Annotated in this window: 19 protein-coding genes; 6 read left to right on the top strand and 13 right to left on the bottom strand. The window is 62.0% G+C overall.

All coding sequences use genetic code 11. From position 1 onward, the window contains the following. Positions 1 to 6: 6 nt before the first annotated feature. From AC1DY9_RS13395 to AC1DY9_RS13415, 5 genes are read right to left on the bottom strand one after another with little or no spacing between them, the layout of a single operon-like run. Entirely contained in the window at positions 7 to 681 is a 675-nt protein-coding gene (locus AC1DY9_RS13395; protein ID WP_457282905.1) for a histidine phosphatase family protein, read from the bottom strand. Positions 682 to 683: 2 nt separating this feature from the next. Next, entirely contained in the window at positions 684 to 1,304 is a 621-nt protein-coding gene (locus AC1DY9_RS13400; protein ID WP_457282904.1) for a DUF4136 domain-containing protein, read from the bottom strand. Between the two features lie 49 nt (positions 1,305 to 1,353). Next, the gene (ttcA, locus tag AC1DY9_RS13405; RefSeq protein ID WP_457282903.1) at positions 1,354 to 2,304 is read right to left on the bottom strand and encodes a tRNA 2-thiocytidine(32) synthetase TtcA; all 951 of its coding nucleotides are present in this window, start codon (positions 2,302 to 2,304) and stop codon (positions 1,354 to 1,356) included. Positions 2,305 to 2,324: 20 nt separating this feature from the next. After that, on the bottom strand, positions 2,325 to 2,696 hold the full coding sequence (locus AC1DY9_RS13410) for a dihydroneopterin aldolase (RefSeq protein WP_431094939.1): 372 nt from the start codon (positions 2,694 to 2,696) through the stop codon (positions 2,325 to 2,327). A 54-nt stretch (positions 2,697 to 2,750) separates the two neighbouring features. Continuing rightward, the gene (locus AC1DY9_RS13415) at positions 2,751 to 3,524 is read right to left on the bottom strand and encodes an SDR family oxidoreductase (RefSeq protein ID WP_457282902.1); all 774 of its coding nucleotides are present in this window, start codon (positions 3,522 to 3,524) and stop codon (positions 2,751 to 2,753) included. 63 nt (positions 3,525 to 3,587) lie between these two features. Between AC1DY9_RS13415 and AC1DY9_RS13420 the strand changes: the two genes are divergently transcribed. The 3 genes from AC1DY9_RS13420 to AC1DY9_RS13430 all read left to right on the top strand — a co-directional run bounded on the left by AC1DY9_RS13420 (position 3,588) and on the right by AC1DY9_RS13430 (position 6,039). Further along, positions 3,588 to 4,706: a class I SAM-dependent methyltransferase gene (locus AC1DY9_RS13420; protein ID WP_477666784.1), complete on the top strand. Its 1,119-nt coding sequence runs from the start codon at positions 3,588 to 3,590 to the stop codon at positions 4,704 to 4,706. 37 nt (positions 4,707 to 4,743) lie between these two features. Continuing rightward, positions 4,744 to 4,938, top strand: coding sequence for a DUF2905 domain-containing protein (locus tag AC1DY9_RS13425; protein ID WP_457282900.1), 195 nt, complete (start codon positions 4,744 to 4,746; stop codon positions 4,936 to 4,938). A gap of 144 nt (positions 4,939 to 5,082) precedes the next feature. Beyond that, positions 5,083 to 6,039, top strand: a complete 957-nt coding sequence (locus tag AC1DY9_RS13430) for an ROK family protein (protein WP_457282921.1) — start codon at positions 5,083 to 5,085, stop codon at positions 6,037 to 6,039. Positions 6,040 to 6,060: 21 nt separating this feature from the next. Here AC1DY9_RS13430 and mdtD read toward each other — a convergent pair whose 3' ends face one another. The 6 genes from mdtD to rplM form a co-directional block, all read right to left on the bottom strand. Continuing rightward, complete coding sequence (mdtD, locus tag AC1DY9_RS13435) at positions 6,061 to 7,482, bottom strand: multidrug transporter subunit MdtD (RefSeq protein WP_457282899.1); 1,422 nt, start codon at positions 7,480 to 7,482, stop codon at positions 6,061 to 6,063. Positions 7,483 to 7,606: 124 nt separating this feature from the next. Continuing rightward, positions 7,607 to 7,972: an iron-sulfur cluster insertion protein ErpA gene (gene erpA, locus AC1DY9_RS13440; RefSeq protein WP_122955163.1), complete on the bottom strand. Its 366-nt coding sequence runs from the start codon at positions 7,970 to 7,972 to the stop codon at positions 7,607 to 7,609. A gap of 168 nt (positions 7,973 to 8,140) precedes the next feature. Continuing rightward, positions 8,141 to 8,542: a bactofilin family protein gene (locus AC1DY9_RS13445; protein ID WP_477666785.1), complete on the bottom strand. Its 402-nt coding sequence runs from the start codon at positions 8,540 to 8,542 to the stop codon at positions 8,141 to 8,143. 51 nt (positions 8,543 to 8,593) lie between these two features. Next, complete coding sequence (locus tag AC1DY9_RS13450; RefSeq protein WP_477666786.1) at positions 8,594 to 9,301, bottom strand: DUF6776 family protein; 708 nt, start codon at positions 9,299 to 9,301, stop codon at positions 8,594 to 8,596. Between the two features lie 219 nt (positions 9,302 to 9,520). Then, positions 9,521 to 9,913 (bottom strand): 30S ribosomal protein S9, encoded by a 393-nt coding sequence (rpsI, locus tag AC1DY9_RS13455; protein ID WP_007867568.1) that lies wholly within the window; start codon positions 9,911 to 9,913, stop codon positions 9,521 to 9,523. Between the two features lie 10 nt (positions 9,914 to 9,923). Next, entirely contained in the window at positions 9,924 to 10,352 is a 429-nt protein-coding gene (gene rplM / locus AC1DY9_RS13460) for a 50S ribosomal protein L13 (protein ID WP_007867557.1), read from the bottom strand. 205 nt (positions 10,353 to 10,557) lie between these two features. Between rplM and AC1DY9_RS13465 the strand changes: the two genes are divergently transcribed. The 3 genes from AC1DY9_RS13465 (at position 10,558) to AC1DY9_RS13475 (ending at position 15,950) form a co-directional block, all read left to right on the top strand. Further along, entirely contained in the window at positions 10,558 to 11,556 is a 999-nt protein-coding gene (locus AC1DY9_RS13465; RefSeq protein WP_477666787.1) for a 23S rRNA (adenine(2030)-N(6))-methyltransferase RlmJ, read from the top strand. Positions 11,557 to 11,964: 408 nt separating this feature from the next. Then, positions 11,965 to 13,881, top strand: a complete 1,917-nt coding sequence (locus AC1DY9_RS13470; RefSeq protein WP_477666788.1) for a sensor histidine kinase — start codon at positions 11,965 to 11,967, stop codon at positions 13,879 to 13,881. Further along, the gene (locus AC1DY9_RS13475; RefSeq protein ID WP_457282894.1) at positions 13,878 to 15,950 is read left to right on the top strand and encodes a protein kinase domain-containing protein; all 2,073 of its coding nucleotides are present in this window, start codon (positions 13,878 to 13,880) and stop codon (positions 15,948 to 15,950) included. The genes AC1DY9_RS13470 and AC1DY9_RS13475 overlap by 4 nt, the downstream gene beginning before the upstream one ends. Positions 15,951 to 16,169: 219 nt before the next feature. On the opposite strand, the gene AC1DY9_RS13480 is transcribed toward AC1DY9_RS13475, so the two are convergent. Continuing rightward, a complete protein-coding gene (locus AC1DY9_RS13480; RefSeq protein WP_457282893.1) occupies positions 16,170 to 17,201 on the bottom strand; it encodes a cytochrome d ubiquinol oxidase subunit II in 1,032 nt (343 codons plus the stop codon). After that, on the bottom strand, positions 17,194 to 18,609 hold the full coding sequence (locus tag AC1DY9_RS13485) for a cytochrome ubiquinol oxidase subunit I (RefSeq protein ID WP_457282892.1): 1,416 nt from the start codon (positions 18,607 to 18,609) through the stop codon (positions 17,194 to 17,196). The genes AC1DY9_RS13480 and AC1DY9_RS13485 overlap by 8 nt, the downstream gene beginning before the upstream one ends. Position 18,610 lies beyond the last annotated feature (1 nt).

Genomic DNA, 18,610 nt, shown 5'->3' on the forward strand with positions numbered 1-18,610 from the left:
CTGCGCTTATTGTGCGCTGAGACGGGCGCCGGCATCGCCGCCGGAAAATCCGTTGTCGTCCAGTGCGTCGTTTTCCAGGTGCTGCGTGTCGGCCCAGCCCACCAGGGAAAAGCCCTGGGGCGTCCAGAGCAGGCGGTTGATGGCCGTGTTGCCCAGCGCCCAGGTGCGCGGGGCCTGGATGTCCAGCCGCGTGGCGGCGCGGTAAAGCACATCCATCACCCCTCCGTGGCCGACCATGGCGATCAGCTCGCCCGGGTGCGCGGCCGCCAGACGCTCGGCGGTGGCCACCACCCGGCTGCGCAAATCCAGCAGCGACTCGCCGCCGGCAGGCGCAAACTCCGGATCCCGCTTGCGCCATCGCATCGACTGCTCGGGCAGCAGGGCCTCGATCTCCGAAAAGGTTTTCCCTTCAAAGTCGCCGAAGCCGCGCTCCCGCAGGCCTTCCTCACGCGTCACCTCGATGCCCAGCACACGGCCCAGGTACTCCGCGGTTTCCCAGGCGCGTGTCAGGTCGCTGGCGTAGATGGCAGTGATCGGTTCGTCGGCCAGCGCGAGCGCCATGCGTTCGGCCTGCCGGCGGCCGGTGTCGTTGAGGGGGATGTCCAGGTGGCCCTGAATGCGGGTATCCACATTCCAGGTGGTTTCACCGTGACGTATGGCAATGACGCGCGTTGATTCCATTGTTATCGGGGAATCTCGACATTGATGCGGCGCGTACCCGGCGGCGGCTGCGGGAAGCCGCGCAGAGCCGAGTCCAGCATGGCGGGCAGCACAGCCGGGGTATCCGACCAGACGCCGTCGTGCAGCGCCCGTGTTTCATAGGCGACCTGGTTGGTGCGAAGGTCGCGCATCACGATGCTCAGCTCGCGCTTGAAATAGGTCGGCTCCGAGATTCCGCCGCCGATTGGGAACGACAGGCCGACCCCGACGCCGCGGCTGCCGCCGCCCATGAACACACCGCTTCCAAACCCAAAACCGCCGTAGGGGCTGTAGCCATAGGGGCCGCGGTCGATGATCTGGGTGGTGGCCACAATCTGCACGCTGTAGCGTGCGACGGGCGGGTTGAGCTCCATTCCCACCTTGGCCAGGGCGCTGCGTGCCATGCCTTCAACGGCATCCTGCGGCGAGCCGGCGGCCTGCTGGGAAGGCAGGCGCTCAAAGCGATACGGTGTGCCAGGCGCAGGCGGCGGGCCGTTCCAGTTGTAGAAGGCAGTGACATCACTGTCGACCAGGCGCACGGTGGAACAACCCGCCATGACAAGGGCCATGGCTGCCATGAAGAAAATCGCCAGTGCACGTCTCATGGGGCCTCCAGGGTAATGCGTTGAAAACGAAGAACGTTGAAAAAGTCAATCAGCCCGAATGCACGCCGATCACGGACAATCCCGGAGGCACCGGCTCCCGGAACTCTTCTGCGTCAAAAGCCTTGTCGCCTTCCGGGTCGGCAATGCCCGTTGTCTTGATGCCCCTGAAATCGTGGCGCTTGTTGTCCATCAGGTGCGACGGCACGATGTTTTGCAGCGAGGCGAACATGTTCTCCAGCCGTCCGGGGAATTTTTTCTCCCATTCGCGCAGCATGTTGCCGACCTGCTTGCGCTGCAGGTTTTCCTGGCTGCCGCACAGCGTGCACGGGATGATGGGAAATTCGCGCACCTGCGCCCAGCGCGTCAGGTCTTTCTCGGTCACGTAGGCCATGGGGCGGATAACGATGTTCTTGCCGTCGTCGCTCACCAGCTTGGGCGGCATGCCCTTGAGCTTGGCCGCAAAAAACATGTTGAGGAAAAACGTCTGCAGCATGTCGTCGCGGTGATGGCCCAGCGCAACCTTGGTACAGCCCAATTCGCCCGCCACGCGGTACAAAATGCCGCGGCGCAGGCGCGAGCACAGCGAGCACAGTGTTTTGCCTTCAGGGATCACGCGCTTGACGATGCTGTAGGTGTCCTGGTTTTCGATGTGAAAGGGTACGCCCAGCTTGCCGAGATAGTCCGGCAGGATGTGCTCCGGGAAACCGGGCTGTTTCTGGTCGAGATTGACGGCCACCAGTTCGAAGTTGATGGGCGCTCGCTTTTGCAGCTTCAGCAAAATGTCGAGCATGGCGTAGCTGTCTTTGCCGCCCGAGACGCACACCATGACCTTGTCGCCTTCTTCAATCATGTTGAAGTCGACAATGGCGCGGCCGACTTCGCGGCACAGGCGTTTTTCAAGCTTGTGGTCTTCGCGCTCGATCTTCATGCTGTTTTGCACGCGCGCGGAGCTTTCCTGCTGCTCGTGTTCCGCGACAGCATCTTCCCAAACAGCACTCATATCATTCACTCCCATATCGTTCACCACTGTCCCGTCTCGATGCGAATGGCTACTTCGCAGTCGTCAAAAATTTCAAGTTTGGCGATCTTCACCCGCACGCCCAGCACGCCGGGCAACTTCATCAGCCGGTGCGCCAGCTTGCCGATCAGGCTTTCCAGCAAGTTGACGTGTTCCGAGGTGCATTCGGTGATGATGATCTGCCGCACCTTGCGGTAATCCAGCACATGGTGGATGTCGTCGTCATGGGGCAGCAGCGGCTGTGTGCCCAGGTTCAGTTCGGCATCGACCTGGATCGGTTGCGGCGCGGTTTTTTCGTGATCCAGAATGCCCAGGTTGGCGTCAAAGCGCAAACCGGTGAGGTTCAGGATCTGGGTGCCCCGGGAATTGAACATGGTGCCAGTCTGTAGTGGGTCAGTTGTGGTGATGTGTAAGCCGTTGCCGATGGCTTACATCAGCGAAAAATCGCGCTCGAACTTCATCAGGTGCTGGCCGCCATCCACCAGCAGCGTGGTGCCGGTGATGGAGCTGTTCTCCAGTGCAAACTTCACCGCGGCCGCCACGTCGGCGGGGGTGGACGACCGGCCCAGCGGCGACAGTTTGTGACGGGCCTCGAATTGTTCGTCGGTGAGCAGGTGGCTGGTCAGCGTCAGCCCCGGCGCAACGCCGACCACACGAACCTGCGGCGCCAGCGCCAGCGCCAGCATGGTGCCGGCCGCTTCCAGCGCGGCCTTGGAAAGCGTGTAGCTGAAAAAGTCGGGGTTCTGGTTCCAGAGCTTCTGGTCCAGCAGGTTGACGACGGCCCCCCTGGCACCGCGCGAGGCCACATGCGCATGCAGGGCCTGGGCCAGCACGATGGCGGCGCCGGTGTTGCTGTGCAGATGCCGGTCCATGGCGGCGAAACCGAAGCTGGCGGCACTGTCTTGCTCAAAGGTCGAGGCGTTGTTCACCACGGCATCGACCTGGCCCATGCGCTCCACCACGGCCGGCAACAGGCCGCGCACCGCCGTTTCGTCGTTTAAATCTGCATGAAAAGCGGCTGCAGCGCCCGACAGTTGTGCGCAAGCAGCTACTGTTTTAATAGCATCTTCTTCGGAGCTGCGGTAATGCACCGCCACCTGCCAGCCGCCGGCCGCGAGCGCCAGCGCGATGTCGCGGCCCAGCCGCCTGGCGGCGCCGGTCACGAGGACAACGGGTCGGGATGATGGCGGGGTTGGGGTCATGGGTGGTTAGGGTTGGCAAAAAGGTCAGGGACGTATCGCCGACAATTGCAGGCGGTGACAAACATGACCCAGACGACCAATCCCCCCATTTTACCGACCAGCCTTGCCGACCACATCGCCAAGGCCATTGACGCTGCCGGCGGCTGGATCGGGTTTGACCGTTTCATGGACATGGCGCTTTACACGCCCGGCTGGGGTTATTACGCCAATACCTCGCGCAAATTCGGCCTGATGCCGCAGTCGGGCAGCGATTTTGCGACGGCCCCAGAGATGTCCGCCCACTTTGGCCGCGCGCTGTCCCGGCAGGTGAAAGAAGCCCTGGCGGCAACCGGCACCACGGAAATCTGGGAATTCGGCGCCGGCTCGGGCGCCCTGGCGCACCAGTTGCTGGATGCGCTGGGCGACTCGGTCACGCAGTACCGCATCGTCGATTTGTCGGGCAGCCTGCGCGAGCGCCAGCAGGAACGGTTGCAGGCTTTTGCCGGCAAGGTGGACTGGGTAGCGGAGCTCCCGGCGCAGATGCGGGGCGTGGTGGTGGGCAACGAAGTGCTGGACGCCATGCCGGTGAAGCTGCTCGCGCGGCTCAACAACATCTGGCACGAGCGCGGCGTGGCCCGCCTTGAGGGAGGATTTGTCCATGCCGACAGCCCGACCGATCTCCGGCCTCCCATTGAAGTGGAAGGCGAACACGATTACGTCACAGAAATCCATCCGCAGGCGGAAGGCTTCATGCGGACACTGGCCGACCGGCTGGACGCCGGCGCCGTGTTCCTGCTCGACTACGGCTTCCCCGAACACGAGTACTACCATCCGCAACGCAGCATGGGCACGCTGATGTGCCACCGCGGCCACCTGGCCGATGCCGATACGCTGGCGGATGTGGGCAACAAGGACATCACGGCGCATGTCAACTTCACCGGCGTTGCCCTGGCAGGGCAGGAAGCCGGCCTGCAGGTGCTGGGCTATACCAGCCAGGGGCGGTTTTTGCTCAATTGCGGCTTGCTGGACGGCATGGAAAACGCCAGCCTGCAGGACCGGGCGATGCTGCAAAAGCTGGTGAACGAACATGAAATGGGTGAGCTGTTCAAGGTGATCGGGTTTGCGGTGGATTCTCCGGACGCTCCTTATTCAGGATGGGAAGCATCGGGGTTTTCTCAGGGCGACAGAAGCCACACCCTGTAGAGCCCCACGCCACAATGCCCCACATGAAAGCACCTCCATGATTCGCTGGATGATCGTGATTTTCCTGGTCCTGGTAGTCATCAGCGGCCTCACGCCCTGGCTGCACAAGCTGGGCTTCGGCAGGCTGCCTGGCGATTTCCGCTTCAGGCTGTTTGGCCGGGAATGGTTTATTCCATTGGCGACCACGGTGTTGCTGAGCCTGATCGCCACGCTGGTTGCCAAACTCATATGAAACAAATCACGCCAAAAGACTACGCGCACCCCCTCTGATGACAGATAGCATCTATCCTCAATGCGCATTGACTGATCCATCCATCGGCCCACCTCTGGAGACCCGGCCTTGAACGCAAACTCCCCCTTCCCGACACCCGTTCAGATTCCCGTGCTGCCCAAAGGCTCCGCACCCTTGCTGTGCGTTGACGTAGGCGGAACCAAGGTGGCCGTCAGCGTGGCCGATGAGCACGGCGTGCGGGGCCGGGTGACCGAAGCCACCGTCAAACAGGGCAGCCGCGACGCACTGGGCCAGCAGGTTCTGGTGTTGATGGCACGCAGCTGCGCCGAGGCGGGCATCGATCCCTCAGCCGTTTCGGCAGTGGGCGTCGCATCGTGCGGACCGTTTGCGCTGCACGACGGTCTGATCGAGCTGACAACCCCAAACATCTGCGGCGGCATGGCCGGCAAGGCGCGTGGCCTGCCCAACGACTGGCTCAGCGTGCCGCTGGAAGCACCGCTGCGCCAGGCCTTTCCCAACGTACGCGTAGAAAACGACGGCATCGCCGCACTCGAGGCCGAGCGCCGCTGGGGCGCCCTGCAGGGTCTGGAGCACTGCGCCTATGTGACCTGGAGCACCGGCGTCGGCGTTGGCCTGTGTGTTGATGGCCGGGTGCTGCACGGCAAGCACGGCAATGCGGGCCACGCCGGCCACATGTTTGTGAGCGACAGCCATGACGCGCTGTGCGGCTGCGGCAATATCGGCGACCTGGAAGCCTTGGTGGCCGGCAATGCGATAGAGCGGCGGTTTGCCGGCGCGGGCCACGCCGGCGCGATCAACCTCTTTGCCGCCGCGCGCGCGGGCGATGCCAGCGCAACGGTGATGGTCGACGAGCTTTGCCGGGTGATGGGTCGCGCCCTTTACAACCTTGTGGTCACGCTGGATCTCCAGCGCATCAGCCTCGGAGGGAGCGTGTTCCTGAATCACCACGACTATCTTTTGCCGCGCCTTCGGGCCCAGATACAGGGCAAGCTGCCCGCCCTGACGGATGGCGTTGAACTGGTGACGGCCGGGCTGGGCGAACGGGTCGGGGACTTTGCAGCCTTGGCACTGGTGAGTTGACGCGGCTGCCGGCAGATAAAACTAGCCCTGCCCCGAAGCCTCGGTCGCTTCAGCCTTCTTCACCACCCTCACCTGCGGCGACAGCTGCCAGAAAATCCCCGCCGACGCCAGCGTGATCAGCCCCATCGCGGCGAACGTTGCCTGGAAGGAATGCAGCGTCTGCACGGCCTCGCCCGCGCCGAAGAAGCCGGTGAACGCGGCCAGCACCGCGCCCGCGGCGGCCACGCCCATGCTCATCGCCAGCATCTGCACCATCGACAGCAAACTGTTGCCGCTGCTGGCCATGCTGCTGTCCAGGTCACGCAGGGTCACGGTGTTCATCGCCGTGAATTGCATCGAGTTGACCGCGCCAAAACACGCCAGCTGGAGGATGTGCAGCCACAGCGGCTGCGCCGGCGTCACGAAAGCAAAACTCGCCATCGTCAGGCCCACCAGCGCGGTGTTGCTCACCAACACCCTGCGATAGCCGTAGCGCGTGATCAGCGGTGTGGTGACGCGCTTGACCAGCATGCTCGCCACGGCAACCGGCACCATCATCATTCCCGCCTGCAACGGCGAATAGTCCAGGCTGACCTGCAGCAGGAGTGGCACCAGGAAAGGCATGCACGAGCTGCCCAGGCGTGAGAACAAATTGCCCAGCAGTCCGATGCTGAGTGTGGGAATCGAGAACAGCCGCGGCGAAAACAACGGGTCAGGCCGTTTGGCGGCATGCAGCCAGTACGCGGTAAGGCTGGCCATGCCAAACACCAGCAGCACCAGCACGCTGGCCTGTTTCAGGCCCAGGCCCGACAGCCCATCCACCGCCAGCGACACGGCCACCATGCCGAAGGCCAGCAAAAGGTAGCCCGGCAAGTCGAAACGCGGCATTTGAAGTCGTGGGTTGTCCTCCATGTAGAAAAGCGTCGCCACGCAGCCCAGTACCCCCACCGGAATGTTGATGAGGAACACCCAGTGCCAGGAAGCCACCTGGACCAGCCAGCCGCCCAGCGTGGGCCCGATCAGCGGGCCAACCAGGCCCGGAATGGCAATGAAGCTCATGGCCTGTAAAAAGCGCTCACGCGGAAAGGCGCGCAGCACCGCCAGCCGGCCCACCGGCAGCAGCAGCGCCCCGCCCATCCCCTGCACCACCCGCGCCGCCACCAGCTGCATCAGGTTGCCGGACAGCGCGCAGGCGATGGAGCCAATGACGAACAGCGAGATCGCCCCCACATACACCCGCCGCGTGCCAAAGCGGTCGGCGATCCAGCCGGACGCGGGAATCAGCATGGCCATGGTGAGGGAATAGGCCACCACCACCGACTGCATGCGCAAAGGGCTTTCGCCAAAGCTGCGGGCCATGGCCGGCAAGGTGGTGTTGACGATGGTGGCGTCCAGCGTCTGCATGAAAAAGCCGATGGCCACCAGCCAGAGCAGCATGCGCAATGATTTTTCTTCTGCCTGCATGGATGAGAGATGCGAAAAGGCGAACTTGGTTCACCGCATGGGGAATCAAGAAGACAAGAGGATGGCCGGACAGCAAAAAGCCGCCTCGAAGGCGGCTTTTAAAGCGAAGGCGTTGAGTTCCGCCTCAGGCCGAGAAGCTGGATCCGCAACCGCAGGTGCTGGTGGCGTTGGGGTTCTTGATGACGAATTGCGCGCCTTCAAGGTCGTCCTTGTAGTCGATTTCGGCGCCCACCAGATACTGGTAGCTCATGGCGTCGATCAGCAGGGACACGCCATTTTTGGTCATGGTGGTGTCGTCTTCGTTGGTGATTTCATCGAAGGTGAAACCGTACTGGAAACCGGAGCAGCCCCCGCCCTGCACAAAGACGCGCAGCTTCAGATCCGGGTTGCCTTCTTCAGCAATCAGCTCAGCCACTTTGGACGCGGCGCTGTCGGTGAAGACAAAGGGCGCGGGCATTTCGGTCTGGATATTTTCGGCAACGGCACTCATGGGGACTCCAATACATAAAGCGAATCAGGGTTCGCGATTCGAGGCGTTCAGGCCTCTGGCGACACTTATGGGCAAATAGTACAGCAATTCAATCAACCATAACGCCCATGCGTGTTAGGCCGTTCGGTCTATTTGTGAGCGCTTACTCGCTCAATTAACCCCAATCAATCAGATGTTGTTGGCGGCCAGTTTGAGCGTGGGTTTTTCTTCCAGCTCCGCGTGGCTTGTAGCGCGCAACTGTCCAAAGATGACGGCACCCTGGTGCATTTCAAGCGCCTTGTAAGACACATCGCCCTCGATTTTGGCTTTGGGCTGCAATTCAAGCAGCTCGGATGCGTGGACAGGGCCCATCACCCGGCCATTGATGATCACATGGTCGGCATGAATATGGCCAGTCACGATGGCGGACTCGCTGATCACCAGAATGCTGGAGCTGCCTTCGGCGGCGCGGATGTCGCCGATCACTTCACCGTCGATCCGCAGGCCGTCGGTGAATTTCAGGTTGCCCTCAATGCAGCTGCCTTGGGCGATCAGGCTTTTGATGGGCGGCTGCTTCTTTTTTCCAAACATACAAAGGTTCCTGTGCTGGGGGTGGCGGTGGAAGGGAAATCGGGGGAATTCTCAAAGCTTGAAGGTCTGGGCAGATCTGACCGCTGTCCCCTCAATGACTTTAGCTGTAACTGTTTGTACCATGGCTTGGGGGGGCAAGTCGAGGACACCTTCCACACGAAGGTACTGTTTGAACTGTAAAGTTTGCGGTCCGCCGGGCAAAGTCATCGTCCAGGGTTTTCCGTCCTGCGTGCCATGAACCGTCAGATCAAGTTTCCCGTTGAAATTAGGTGCACCCTTGACGGGCTGGATCACCAGGACCTGCCATTTGAGCTGGGTTCCCGACAATACCTCGGCCTGCAGGCTGCGGATGGCGACAACCTCGGCGCTACCAGCCGGCAAAAGCTTCTGAAAGAATCCCAGGTCGTCACGCAGGCTGCGGTTGTCGCTCTCCAGCTGCCGGATCTGGCTCATCATCTTTTCCTGCACCGCTTTTTCGGCCGTGAGCAGGCTGCCTGAAGTATTGGCAATCGATTGCGCCCTGTCGCGGTCTGCACGCAAAGTGACCACTTCCTGACGCAACACGCTGATCTCTTCCCTGGCATCGGTATCCACGCCCGCAATCCCCTTGCCGAACTCGAAGGCCCAGAGGGCGACCGCTGCGGAAAAACCCAGCATCAGGGCACCGGCGATCCACCGCAAGGGCCAGGGGAGCGAGCTGCGCACCGACATGCGCGGAGAGCTGATCGTCAGCCGGCGGCGAAACAGGCGAAATTTCAAATCGGGGGCCCTGCAGTTTTCGGTTCGAGGAGCTGCATTGTGCACGCAGACATCCGCTGAACCGCCCGATTCAGCCGTAAAGCCGGGTAAGGCTTTGCATCAGGAAAACTAAACGCTTACAAAGCATTGACAGGGCGTTGCGGGCGCCACACAAATGCTTCGGCCATGAAAAAAGCCGCCAGGTGAACCAGGCGGCTTTTGGGGAACAGCGAGAGCGGATTAGCGCTTGCTGAACTGCTTGCGGCGGCGAGCTGAGCGGAAACCGACTTTTTTACGTTCGACTTCACGTGCATCGCGGGTCACAAAGCCAGCCTGGCTCAGGGCCGGCTTGAGCGTTGCGTCGTAATCGATCAGGGCACGGGTGATACCGTGGCGCACTGCGCCGGCCTGGCCGGACTCGCCGCCGCCGTGGACGTTGACCATGATGTCAAACGTCTCGACGTGGTTCGTCAGAAACAGGGGCTGGCGGCAGATCATGATCGAGGTTTCACGACCGAAGAACACCTGGATGTCACGGTCATTGATCGTGATCTTGCCGGTGCCTTTTTTGATAAACACACGGGCGACGCTGGATTTGCGACGGCCGGTGCCATTGTTCCATTCACCAATCATCAATGGCTCCTTAGATGTCCAGCACTTTAGGCTGTTGGGCGGTATGCGGGTGCTCTGCACCACCGTACACCTTGAGTTTCTTGATCATGGCGTAGCCGAGCGGGCCCTTGGGCAGCATGCCCTTGACGGCTTTTTCCAAAGCGCGGCCGGGGTGCTTGGCTTGCATGTCGCGGAAATTGGTGGCAGTGATGCCGCCTGGATAACCGGAATGGCGATAGTAGATCTTGTCAGTCGACTTGGCGCCGGTGACGCGCAGCTGGGCTGCATTGATGATGACGATGAAGTCACCGGTATCGACGTGAGGCGTATAAATGGCCTTGTGTTTGCCGCGCAAACGGAGAGCAACTTCGCTGGCTACTCGTCCGAGGACCTTGTCGGTCGCGTCAATCACAAACCACTCGTGCGTCACGTCAGCGGGTTTTGCGCTGAACGTTTTCATGAGTTTTCTTTCGAAAAAATGGTTTGTCGGGTTCTTTTCTGCGGTCGGTGTTCTTCTGATGAGAACCTCTTAGGCAGTATTTCAAGCTCTGCCGCGGAACCACTAGGCGCTGCAGAGCCCACGATTATATGAAAAATCAAGGACTTGCGTCAATATTCAGCCGGGTATGAGGCATTTCCCCCATGCAAGAAGGTAGGATAGACCCATGTTTTCCTATCGCCACGCCTTCCACGCAGGCAACCACGCCGACGTGCTCAAGCACACCACGCTGATCGCGTTGATGAAGTATTTGACCCAGAAAGACACGGCGCTGACCGTGATCGACACACATGCAGGCGCGGGCCTGTACCGGCTTGACGGAGATTACACCGAAACCAGCGGGGAAGCTCAAGAGGGCATTTTCAGACTGCTTTCCCAACCTGTTTCCCAGACAAAGCCGGCTCCAGCCCAAGTACAGCGTGCGCAAGCAGCTCCTAAAACCATAGCAAAACCCGCCACCACCAAACCAGCCGCAGGCGGCTGGGCGCCTGCCCTGCAGGACTACATCGACCTGCTGCGCGGCCTGAACCCGCAATTCGCCGAAAGCGGCGACATCGCGCACCTGAAGATCTATCCGGGCTCCCCTTTCATCGAGCAGCAATTCCTGAGCGGGCGCGACAAGCTCAAGTTGTTTGAATTGCATCCCACCGATTTCAAGTCGCTTTCCGGCAACATTGAACAGTTGGGTGTCGGCCGCCAGGTGGCGGTTTCGCGCGAAGACGGCTTTGAAGCGCTGAAAACCTTTTTGCCGCCACCCGCCCGCCGGGCGATGGTGCTGTGTGACCCCAGCTATGAAATGAAAAGCGACTATGCGCGTGTGTCGGCCTGCATGGCAGACGCCGTCAAGCGCTTCGCCACTGGCACCTATGTCGTCTGGTACCCCATCATTCCGCGGCCGGAAGCCCATGACTTGCCCCGCAAGCTCAAGACGCTGGCCGTGAAAGCCAGCCGAAGCTGGCTGAATGCCGCTTTAACGGTGAAATCGAGCAAATTAACAACAGATACCGCCGGTGACGTGGTGCGGCCAGGCCTTCCTGCCAGCGGCATGTTTGTCATCAACCCGCCCCACACCCTCAAGGCAGAGCTGCAAGCGGCCTTGCCGCAAATGGTGGCCCTGCTGGGGCAAGACCGCAATGCCGGCTTCACGCTGGAGCATGGCGGCTAGGGCTTTCAGGACGACGCCCTGCAAGGGGAGCATGGCAGCCGGCACCGCCAGCCGGTTATGCCAGGTTGGCTGTGTTGTGCGCCCAGACTTTCCTGTCTTTACCGCCGCAGTGAGTTGTGGCAAGGTTGCCCCGTAAACTTTCCCAAAGTCTGCGCCTCCATTGTCCCGCCGTGTTTCCCCTGCTTCCTGTGTCCTGATTTCCGCTTTCTTTTCTTCCTTTCCTCTTGGCTCTCCCCGCTCCCTCGGTGCTCCACCACTAACATGCCCGTCCAGGCTCAAGCTCTCCCATCCGCCGCCCCGGATACGCCGGGCCGTGGACCGCGCGTGCGTGGGAAAACGGCCAGACCGGCGGAAAAGGGAGTCAACGCCGACTCAGCAAGCGGGATGGCGATGGGCACGCCAGAGGACATGGAAAGTGAAATCGAGCGCCGGGTTGCGCTTCGCACCCAGGAGCTTCGTGCATCGCTGGCGCGCTACCAGACGATGGTGGACCTCGCAACCGAAAACATCTGCGTCGGGCAGGAAGGCCTGCTGCGCTTTGCCAATCCGCCGTGCCTGGCCTTGCTGGGTACAGAGGTCGGCACCATGGCCGACCGGCCCATGATCGAGTTCATCCATCCGGAAGACCGCAACTTTGTTTCCGGCAAGCACAAGCTGCGCGCCGCCGGCAACGTCGTCCCGGCTTTTGAGGCGAGATTCCAGCGCGACGACGGCACGATTTCCTGGGTGGAAATCAATGGCGTGCTGGTGGACTGGGAAGGTGCGCCGGCGGACCTTTTTTTCCTGAAAGATGTCACCGAGCGCAAAAGACTCGAGGCCCTGACCCGATCAGCCGCCGAGCGCTACCGGGCGGTCGTGGAAAACGTCAACGACGTGATCCTGGTGGTGCAAAAAGGCATCGTGCGCTTTTCCAATACCAGCGCCCAGTCCATGTTCGGCCTGACGCTCACCGGGCTGCCGTCCATGCACCTGATCCATCCCGACGACCGCGGCATGGTGCAACGCCAGCGCGAGCTCATGCAGTCAGGCACCATGGTCAGCGCCTACGAGGCCCGCTTCATCACGCCACCGCGCGAGACCATGGCGCCGGACCTGCGCACCGGATGGGCCAGCATCTACGGCACGCGCATTGAATGGGACGGCGAACCTGCCCTGCTCGTGCTCATGTCCGACATCAGCGAGCGCCGCCGGCTGGACGAAGAACTCAAGACCGCGCTGACGCAGCGCGAAGCCATCCTCGAAACCACCGCCGTCGGCGTCACCTTCCTCAAAAGCCGGCGCCACCAGTGGCTGAACCGCACGCTGGCCGCCATGCTCGGCTACAGCCCGGCCGAGCTGCTGGGCAAGGAGACGCGCGTTCACTATCCCAGTGACGAGGATTTCGAACGTACCGGCGAACTCGCCTACGCGCAGATCGCGCAAACCGGATCGTTCTCGCTGGAAACGCGCATGCGCCGCAAAAGCGGTGAGCTGATCTGGGTTCAGCTTGACGGCTCGGCGCTCGACCGCAACCGCCCGCAGGAAGGCTCGGTGTGGACTTACGTGGACATCACCCGGCGCAAGGTAGCCGACGAAGAAGCCCGGCGGGCCCTGGCGCGCGAACGCGAGCTGGGTGAGCTCAAGACGCGCTTTGTGTCGATGGCCTCGCATGAATTCCRCACGCCGCTTGCCACGATCCTGTCGTCCGCAGAGTTGATCGAACACTACGGCGAAAAAATCACGCACCGCGAGCGCCAGGACATCATGGCCGACCTGGTGATCGCGGTCAAACGCATGCAGGGCATGCTTGAAGACATGCTCACCGTCGGGCAGGCCGACGCCGGCAAACTCAAGCTCAACCTGAAACCGCTGGATATCGCRGCGCTGTGCCGCAAGCTCGTGACCGAAATGCACACCAGCGACGCCGGCCAGCATGCGATTGAATTTGAAGCCCCTATCGGCCACGACGCTTTTTCACAGCTGGTCATGCTCGACGAACGGCTGGTCCGGCACATTGCCAGCAACCTGCTGGCCAACGCCTGCAAATATTCGCCCGCCGGCAGTGTGGTGGTGCTCACGCTGGACCGCCGGCAGGACGAGTCCGGGGACCACCTGATCCTGCGCGTCAGTGACGAAGGCATCGGCATTCCGCCCTCGGACCTGCCGCGCCTGTTCGAGAGCTTTCACCGCGGCTCCAATGTAGGCAACCGCCAGGGTTCCGGACTGGGCCTGGCCATTGTCAAACACGCCGTTGACCTGCATCACGGCAAAATCGAGGTGGCAAGCATGCCGGGAACGGGCACACAGTTCACGATCAGCCTGCCCATTTCTCAAGGAACCCCATGACCCTGATCCTGATCGTTGAGGACGACGACGCCATCCGCAGCAACATCGTGCGGCTGCTCAAACTTGAAGGTTTTGAAACGGCCGCGGCCGCAGATGGCCGGCAAGGCCTGGAGCAGGCCCGCGCAAGCCGCCCCGACCTGATCGTCTCCGACGTCGGCATGCCCGGCATGAACGGCTTTGAACTGCTGGCAGCCGTGCGCGCCGACCCGCTGCTGGTCAACACCCCCTTCATGTTGCTGACCGCGCTGGACGACCGCGAGAGCATGCGCCGCGGCATGACGGCCGGCGCCGACGATTATTTGTCAAAACCCTTCAGCCGCGCAGAACTGCTCGACGCCGTCAATGCACAGCTGAAGAAAAAAGCACGGGTGCGTGAAGCCATCGACTCGGGTGTTGCCGCCGGCGAAGAACGCCTGCGTGCAGCTTTTGCCAGCCGCATCAGCGGCAGCCGTCCCGACAGCGTACCGGTTGATATTCCGGCCAGCGCGCAAACCGAAGAACTGGCCAATGCCACTGTGCTGGTGGCCAGCATCCGCAATTTCACCTCGCTGGCTGAAAAACTCAATGCTGCGGAAGTGTCGCAACTGCTCACCGAATATTTTGAACGTATCTCCGAACCGGTACTGAAAAACAGTGGTCGGCACATCAAGTTTGTCGGCGATGGGCTGATGGCGGTGTTTGTCGACACCCTCACCGGTTCGCCGCTGCCGGCCCCGCGCCGCGCTATTTCTGCGGCCCTTGCCATGGCACTGGCCACGCACGAATTCCGCGACTGGCTGGAGCAGCGCTTCGGCGGCCGCGCGCTGCCGCCGTTTGCCATGGGCATCGGCATCCACAGCGGCGCCGTCACGCTGTGCCAGCTCGGCACGCAGCAGACCAAGGAACTCACGCCCGTGGGCGAAACCGTAACCCTGGCCTCGCGGCTGGAAGACGCCACCGAAGAAAAGGGCTGGACAGTGATGGCCAGCGAGCAGACGCTCGGCGAAGCCGGCACCGGCATCCAGACCGGCATCCACACCTCGCTCTCGCTGCCCGGGCGCAACCTCGCCATCGATGTGGCCGAGGTCACAGGCCTCATCACCACCATGGACGACAAGATCCATGGCATGGCCAGCCTGACCGAGCGCGCCAGCGAGATCAGCGACGCCGTGCGCGCCAATTCGGACATCACCGCACGCGCGGTCAAGGGCGCGCTGGACGCCAAGCTCTCGGCCCTGAAAGACCTGCGCTTTGACGCCAGCAGCGAGGCGGTACGCCTCAAGGGCTACCGCATCACGCGCAAGATCGGCGCCGGCGGCATGACCGAGGTCTACCTGAGCGAACGTGAATCCGACGGCCTGCCGATCGTGCTCAAAGTGCTGGACTCTCGGGGCAAGGAAGCCTCGGAACACCTGGTGCGCTTCATCCAGGAATACGCCCTGCTCTGCAAGATCGACCATCCGCACGTGATCAAGATCTACGACCAGGGATTCACCGACGAGCACGCCTACATCGCGATGGAGTACTTCGAACGCGGTGACCTGCGCAGCCTGTTCGGGCCCGACCTGGCCCGCTCGCAGGCGCTGACGGTGGCGCGCGAGGTCGCCCAGGCGCTGTCGGCCATCCACGCGCACGGCATTGTTCACCGCGACATCAAGCCTGAAAACGTCATGCTGCGCGCCGATGGCAGCGTGGCGCTGGCCGACTTCGGCATCGCCAAATCCATGCTGCAGGCCCCCAGCATGGGCCTGACCCAAACCCACCACGGCGACGTCGTGGGAACGCCCTACTACATGAGCCCCGAGCAGGCCACCGGTCGCAAAGTGACGGCGCAGTCCGACCTCTACAGCCTGGGTGTGATGCTGTTCGAAATGCTGGCCAACCGCAGGCCCTACGTTGCCGAATCGCTCGAGCTGCTGCTGGCCAAACACCTGAATGCCGATACCCCCGCACTTCCCGAAGTGCATGCGGAATTGCAAGGCGTCGTCAACAAGCTGATGGCCAAAAGCCCCGAGCACCGCTACGAATCAGCCGAAGCCTTTCTGCTCGAACTCGAATCCATCGCGCCCGCGCCTGAGATCAGTTTGTAACCCCCGTCCAGGCTCACTTCGTGTAGCCCGTTCCCCCCTTTCAGGGGGCGGCGCCTGGGGCCGGCAAAGCCGGACCCTCGGCCCCCACTGGTGAATACCCCCGCTGGTAGCGCCCATAGAACTCTTCAACCAAGCAGGGCCGCGGAACCGGCTTTGCCGGGCCGCAGGCGCAGCGGCCCCTTGGGGGCAGGGAGCTACACGCAGTGAGCGACCGTGGGGCTAATACTTCAATGCAGTGCTCTTGCCCCAGAACACACGGTAAGCGAACACGGTGTAGCCGATGATCATCGGTAGCACCACCGCTGCGCCGGCCAGGATCACGCCCATGGCCTCGGGCGCGCTGGCCGACTGCCAGATCGTCAGCTTGTCGATCACCAGCCACGGGAAGAGGCTGTAAGCCAGGCCGTAGAAGGCCAGCAAAAACACGCCCACCGTCGCACCAAAAGGTACCCATGCGCCGTATTCATTGCCTTGTGCCAGGCGCACCGGCAGGCGCTGCAGGCTGCGGAAAATCACGCCAAACAGCACCGCCGTGGCCGCCGGGATTGGCAGCAGCAGCACGATGTTCGGAAACGAAAACCATTTGTCGAAAATGCTCTGGCTCACCAGCGGTGTGGCCACCGAGATGGCGCCGATACCGATCACGGTGAACAGGAGGCTGCGCCTGGCCCAGCGCACGGCTTGCAGTTGCAATTCGCCTTCGGATTTGATGATGAGCCAGCCGGCGCCGAGCAGGCAATACGCCGCGACCAGCGCCGCGCCGATGACGGCGTTGAACACAATCGTCCACCAGGTCGCCGCAAAACCGGTGATCAGCGAACCCAGCATGTAGCCCTGCGACCAGCTTGCGAGCAGCGAACCGGTGTAGAACATGCGGTTCCACAAGGGCTTGTGGCTGGCGCGCGCCTTCACGCGGAAGTCAAAGGCCACACCGCGCAGCGTGAGGCCGATGAGCATGAACGCCACAGGCAAATACAGCGCACCCAGGATGACGCCATGCGCCAACGGAAACACCGTGAGCAAGATGCCTACGCCCAGCACCAGCCAGGTTTCGTTGGCATCCCAGAAGGGGCCGATGCTGGCGATCATGGTGTCCTTGTCATCATCGCCGGCGGTGCGCATCAACACGCCCACGCCCAGGTCGTAGCCGTCAAGAATCACATAGGCCAGCATGGCCAGGCCCATCACCACCAGGAAAACAATGGGCATCCAGCCGGCGGCTTGCGTCAGGTCAGGGGCAAGGTCAAGCATGGGGAGCTCCTTCTTTTTCGGGGTAGTTCACAACGTTGAGGTCCTTCTCGGTCGCACCGGCGGTGCTGTCATCGCCGAACGGTTTGTCCGCATGTTTCCTGTGCCGCGCGAGGTAGAAGACCACCGACACATAAGACACCAGCAGCACCGCATACAGCGCGAGGTAGAGCGTCAACGTCAACGCGATGCGCGGCGCCGGCACTTTTGAAGCCGCCTCAGCCGCCGTCAGCACACCCGTCACCAGCCAGGGCTGCCGGCCGATTTCGGTCACATACCAGCCGGCGATGAGCGCAATCCAGCCGGCGAATGTCATGGCGACCAGCACGCGGGCATGCCACACCGTGAGCGTGCGCGCCGGGTCCTTCTTCCATGGGGCCAGTTGCAACACACTGGCCCAGCTCACGGCCAACATCAGCATGCCCACGCCTACCATGATGCGAAACGCCCAGAACACCGGCGCAACCGGCGGATGTTTTCCCTCGAACTCGTTCAAGCCCTTGACCTCGCCGTCCAGGCTGTGCGTGAGGTAGAGCGAGGCCAGCTTGGGAATTGCGATTTCGTAGTGGTTGGCCTTGGCCTTTTCGTCCGGCAATGCGAACAGAATCGCGGGCACGCCTTTTTCGGTCTTCCAGATGCCTTCCATGGCGGCCAGCTTGGCCGGCTGGTGTTCCATCGTGTTCAGGCCGTGCTGATCGCCCGCGACGATCTGCAGCGGAATCAGCATCGCAGCCATGTAGATGCCCGTCTTCAGGCCGGCCATGACTTCTGCCCCGCGATCGTTGCGCAGCCAGCGGTAGGCCGAAACACCCGCCACCAGAAATGCCACCGTCAGCCCCGACGCCAGCAGCATGTGCGTGAGGCGGTAAGGAAAGGACGGGTTGAAGATCACCTCGAACCAGCTCGTCACATGCGCCTGGCCGTTGATCATTTCAAAACCCGCCGGCGTCTGCATCCAGGAGTTGAGCGCCAATATCCAGAAAGCCGACAGCGTGGTGCCGCCCGCCACCAGCAGCGTGGCGATGGTGTGCATGGTTTCGCTCACGCGTTCACGCGCAAACAGCATCACGCCCAGCATGGTGGCCTCCAGAAAGAAGGCCGTCAGCACTTCGTAGGCCAGCAGCGGCCCGGCGATGTTGCCCACTTTCTGCATGTAGCCCGGCCAGTTGGTGCCGAACTGGAAGCTCATGGTGATGCCGCTGACCACACCGAGGGCAAAGGTCAGCGCGAAAATTTTCACCCAGAACTGGTAGGCGTCCATCCAGTATTGCGCTTTGGTTTTCACGAAGCGCAGCTTGAAGTACAGCAGCACCCAGCCCAGCGAAATGCTGATGGTGGGAAACAGAATGTGGAAGGTGATGTTGGCCGCGAACTGGATGCGGGCCAACAGGAATGCGTCTAAACCGTCCATC

The sequence above is a fragment of the Polaromonas sp. P1_F6 genome (assembly GCF_056405695.1).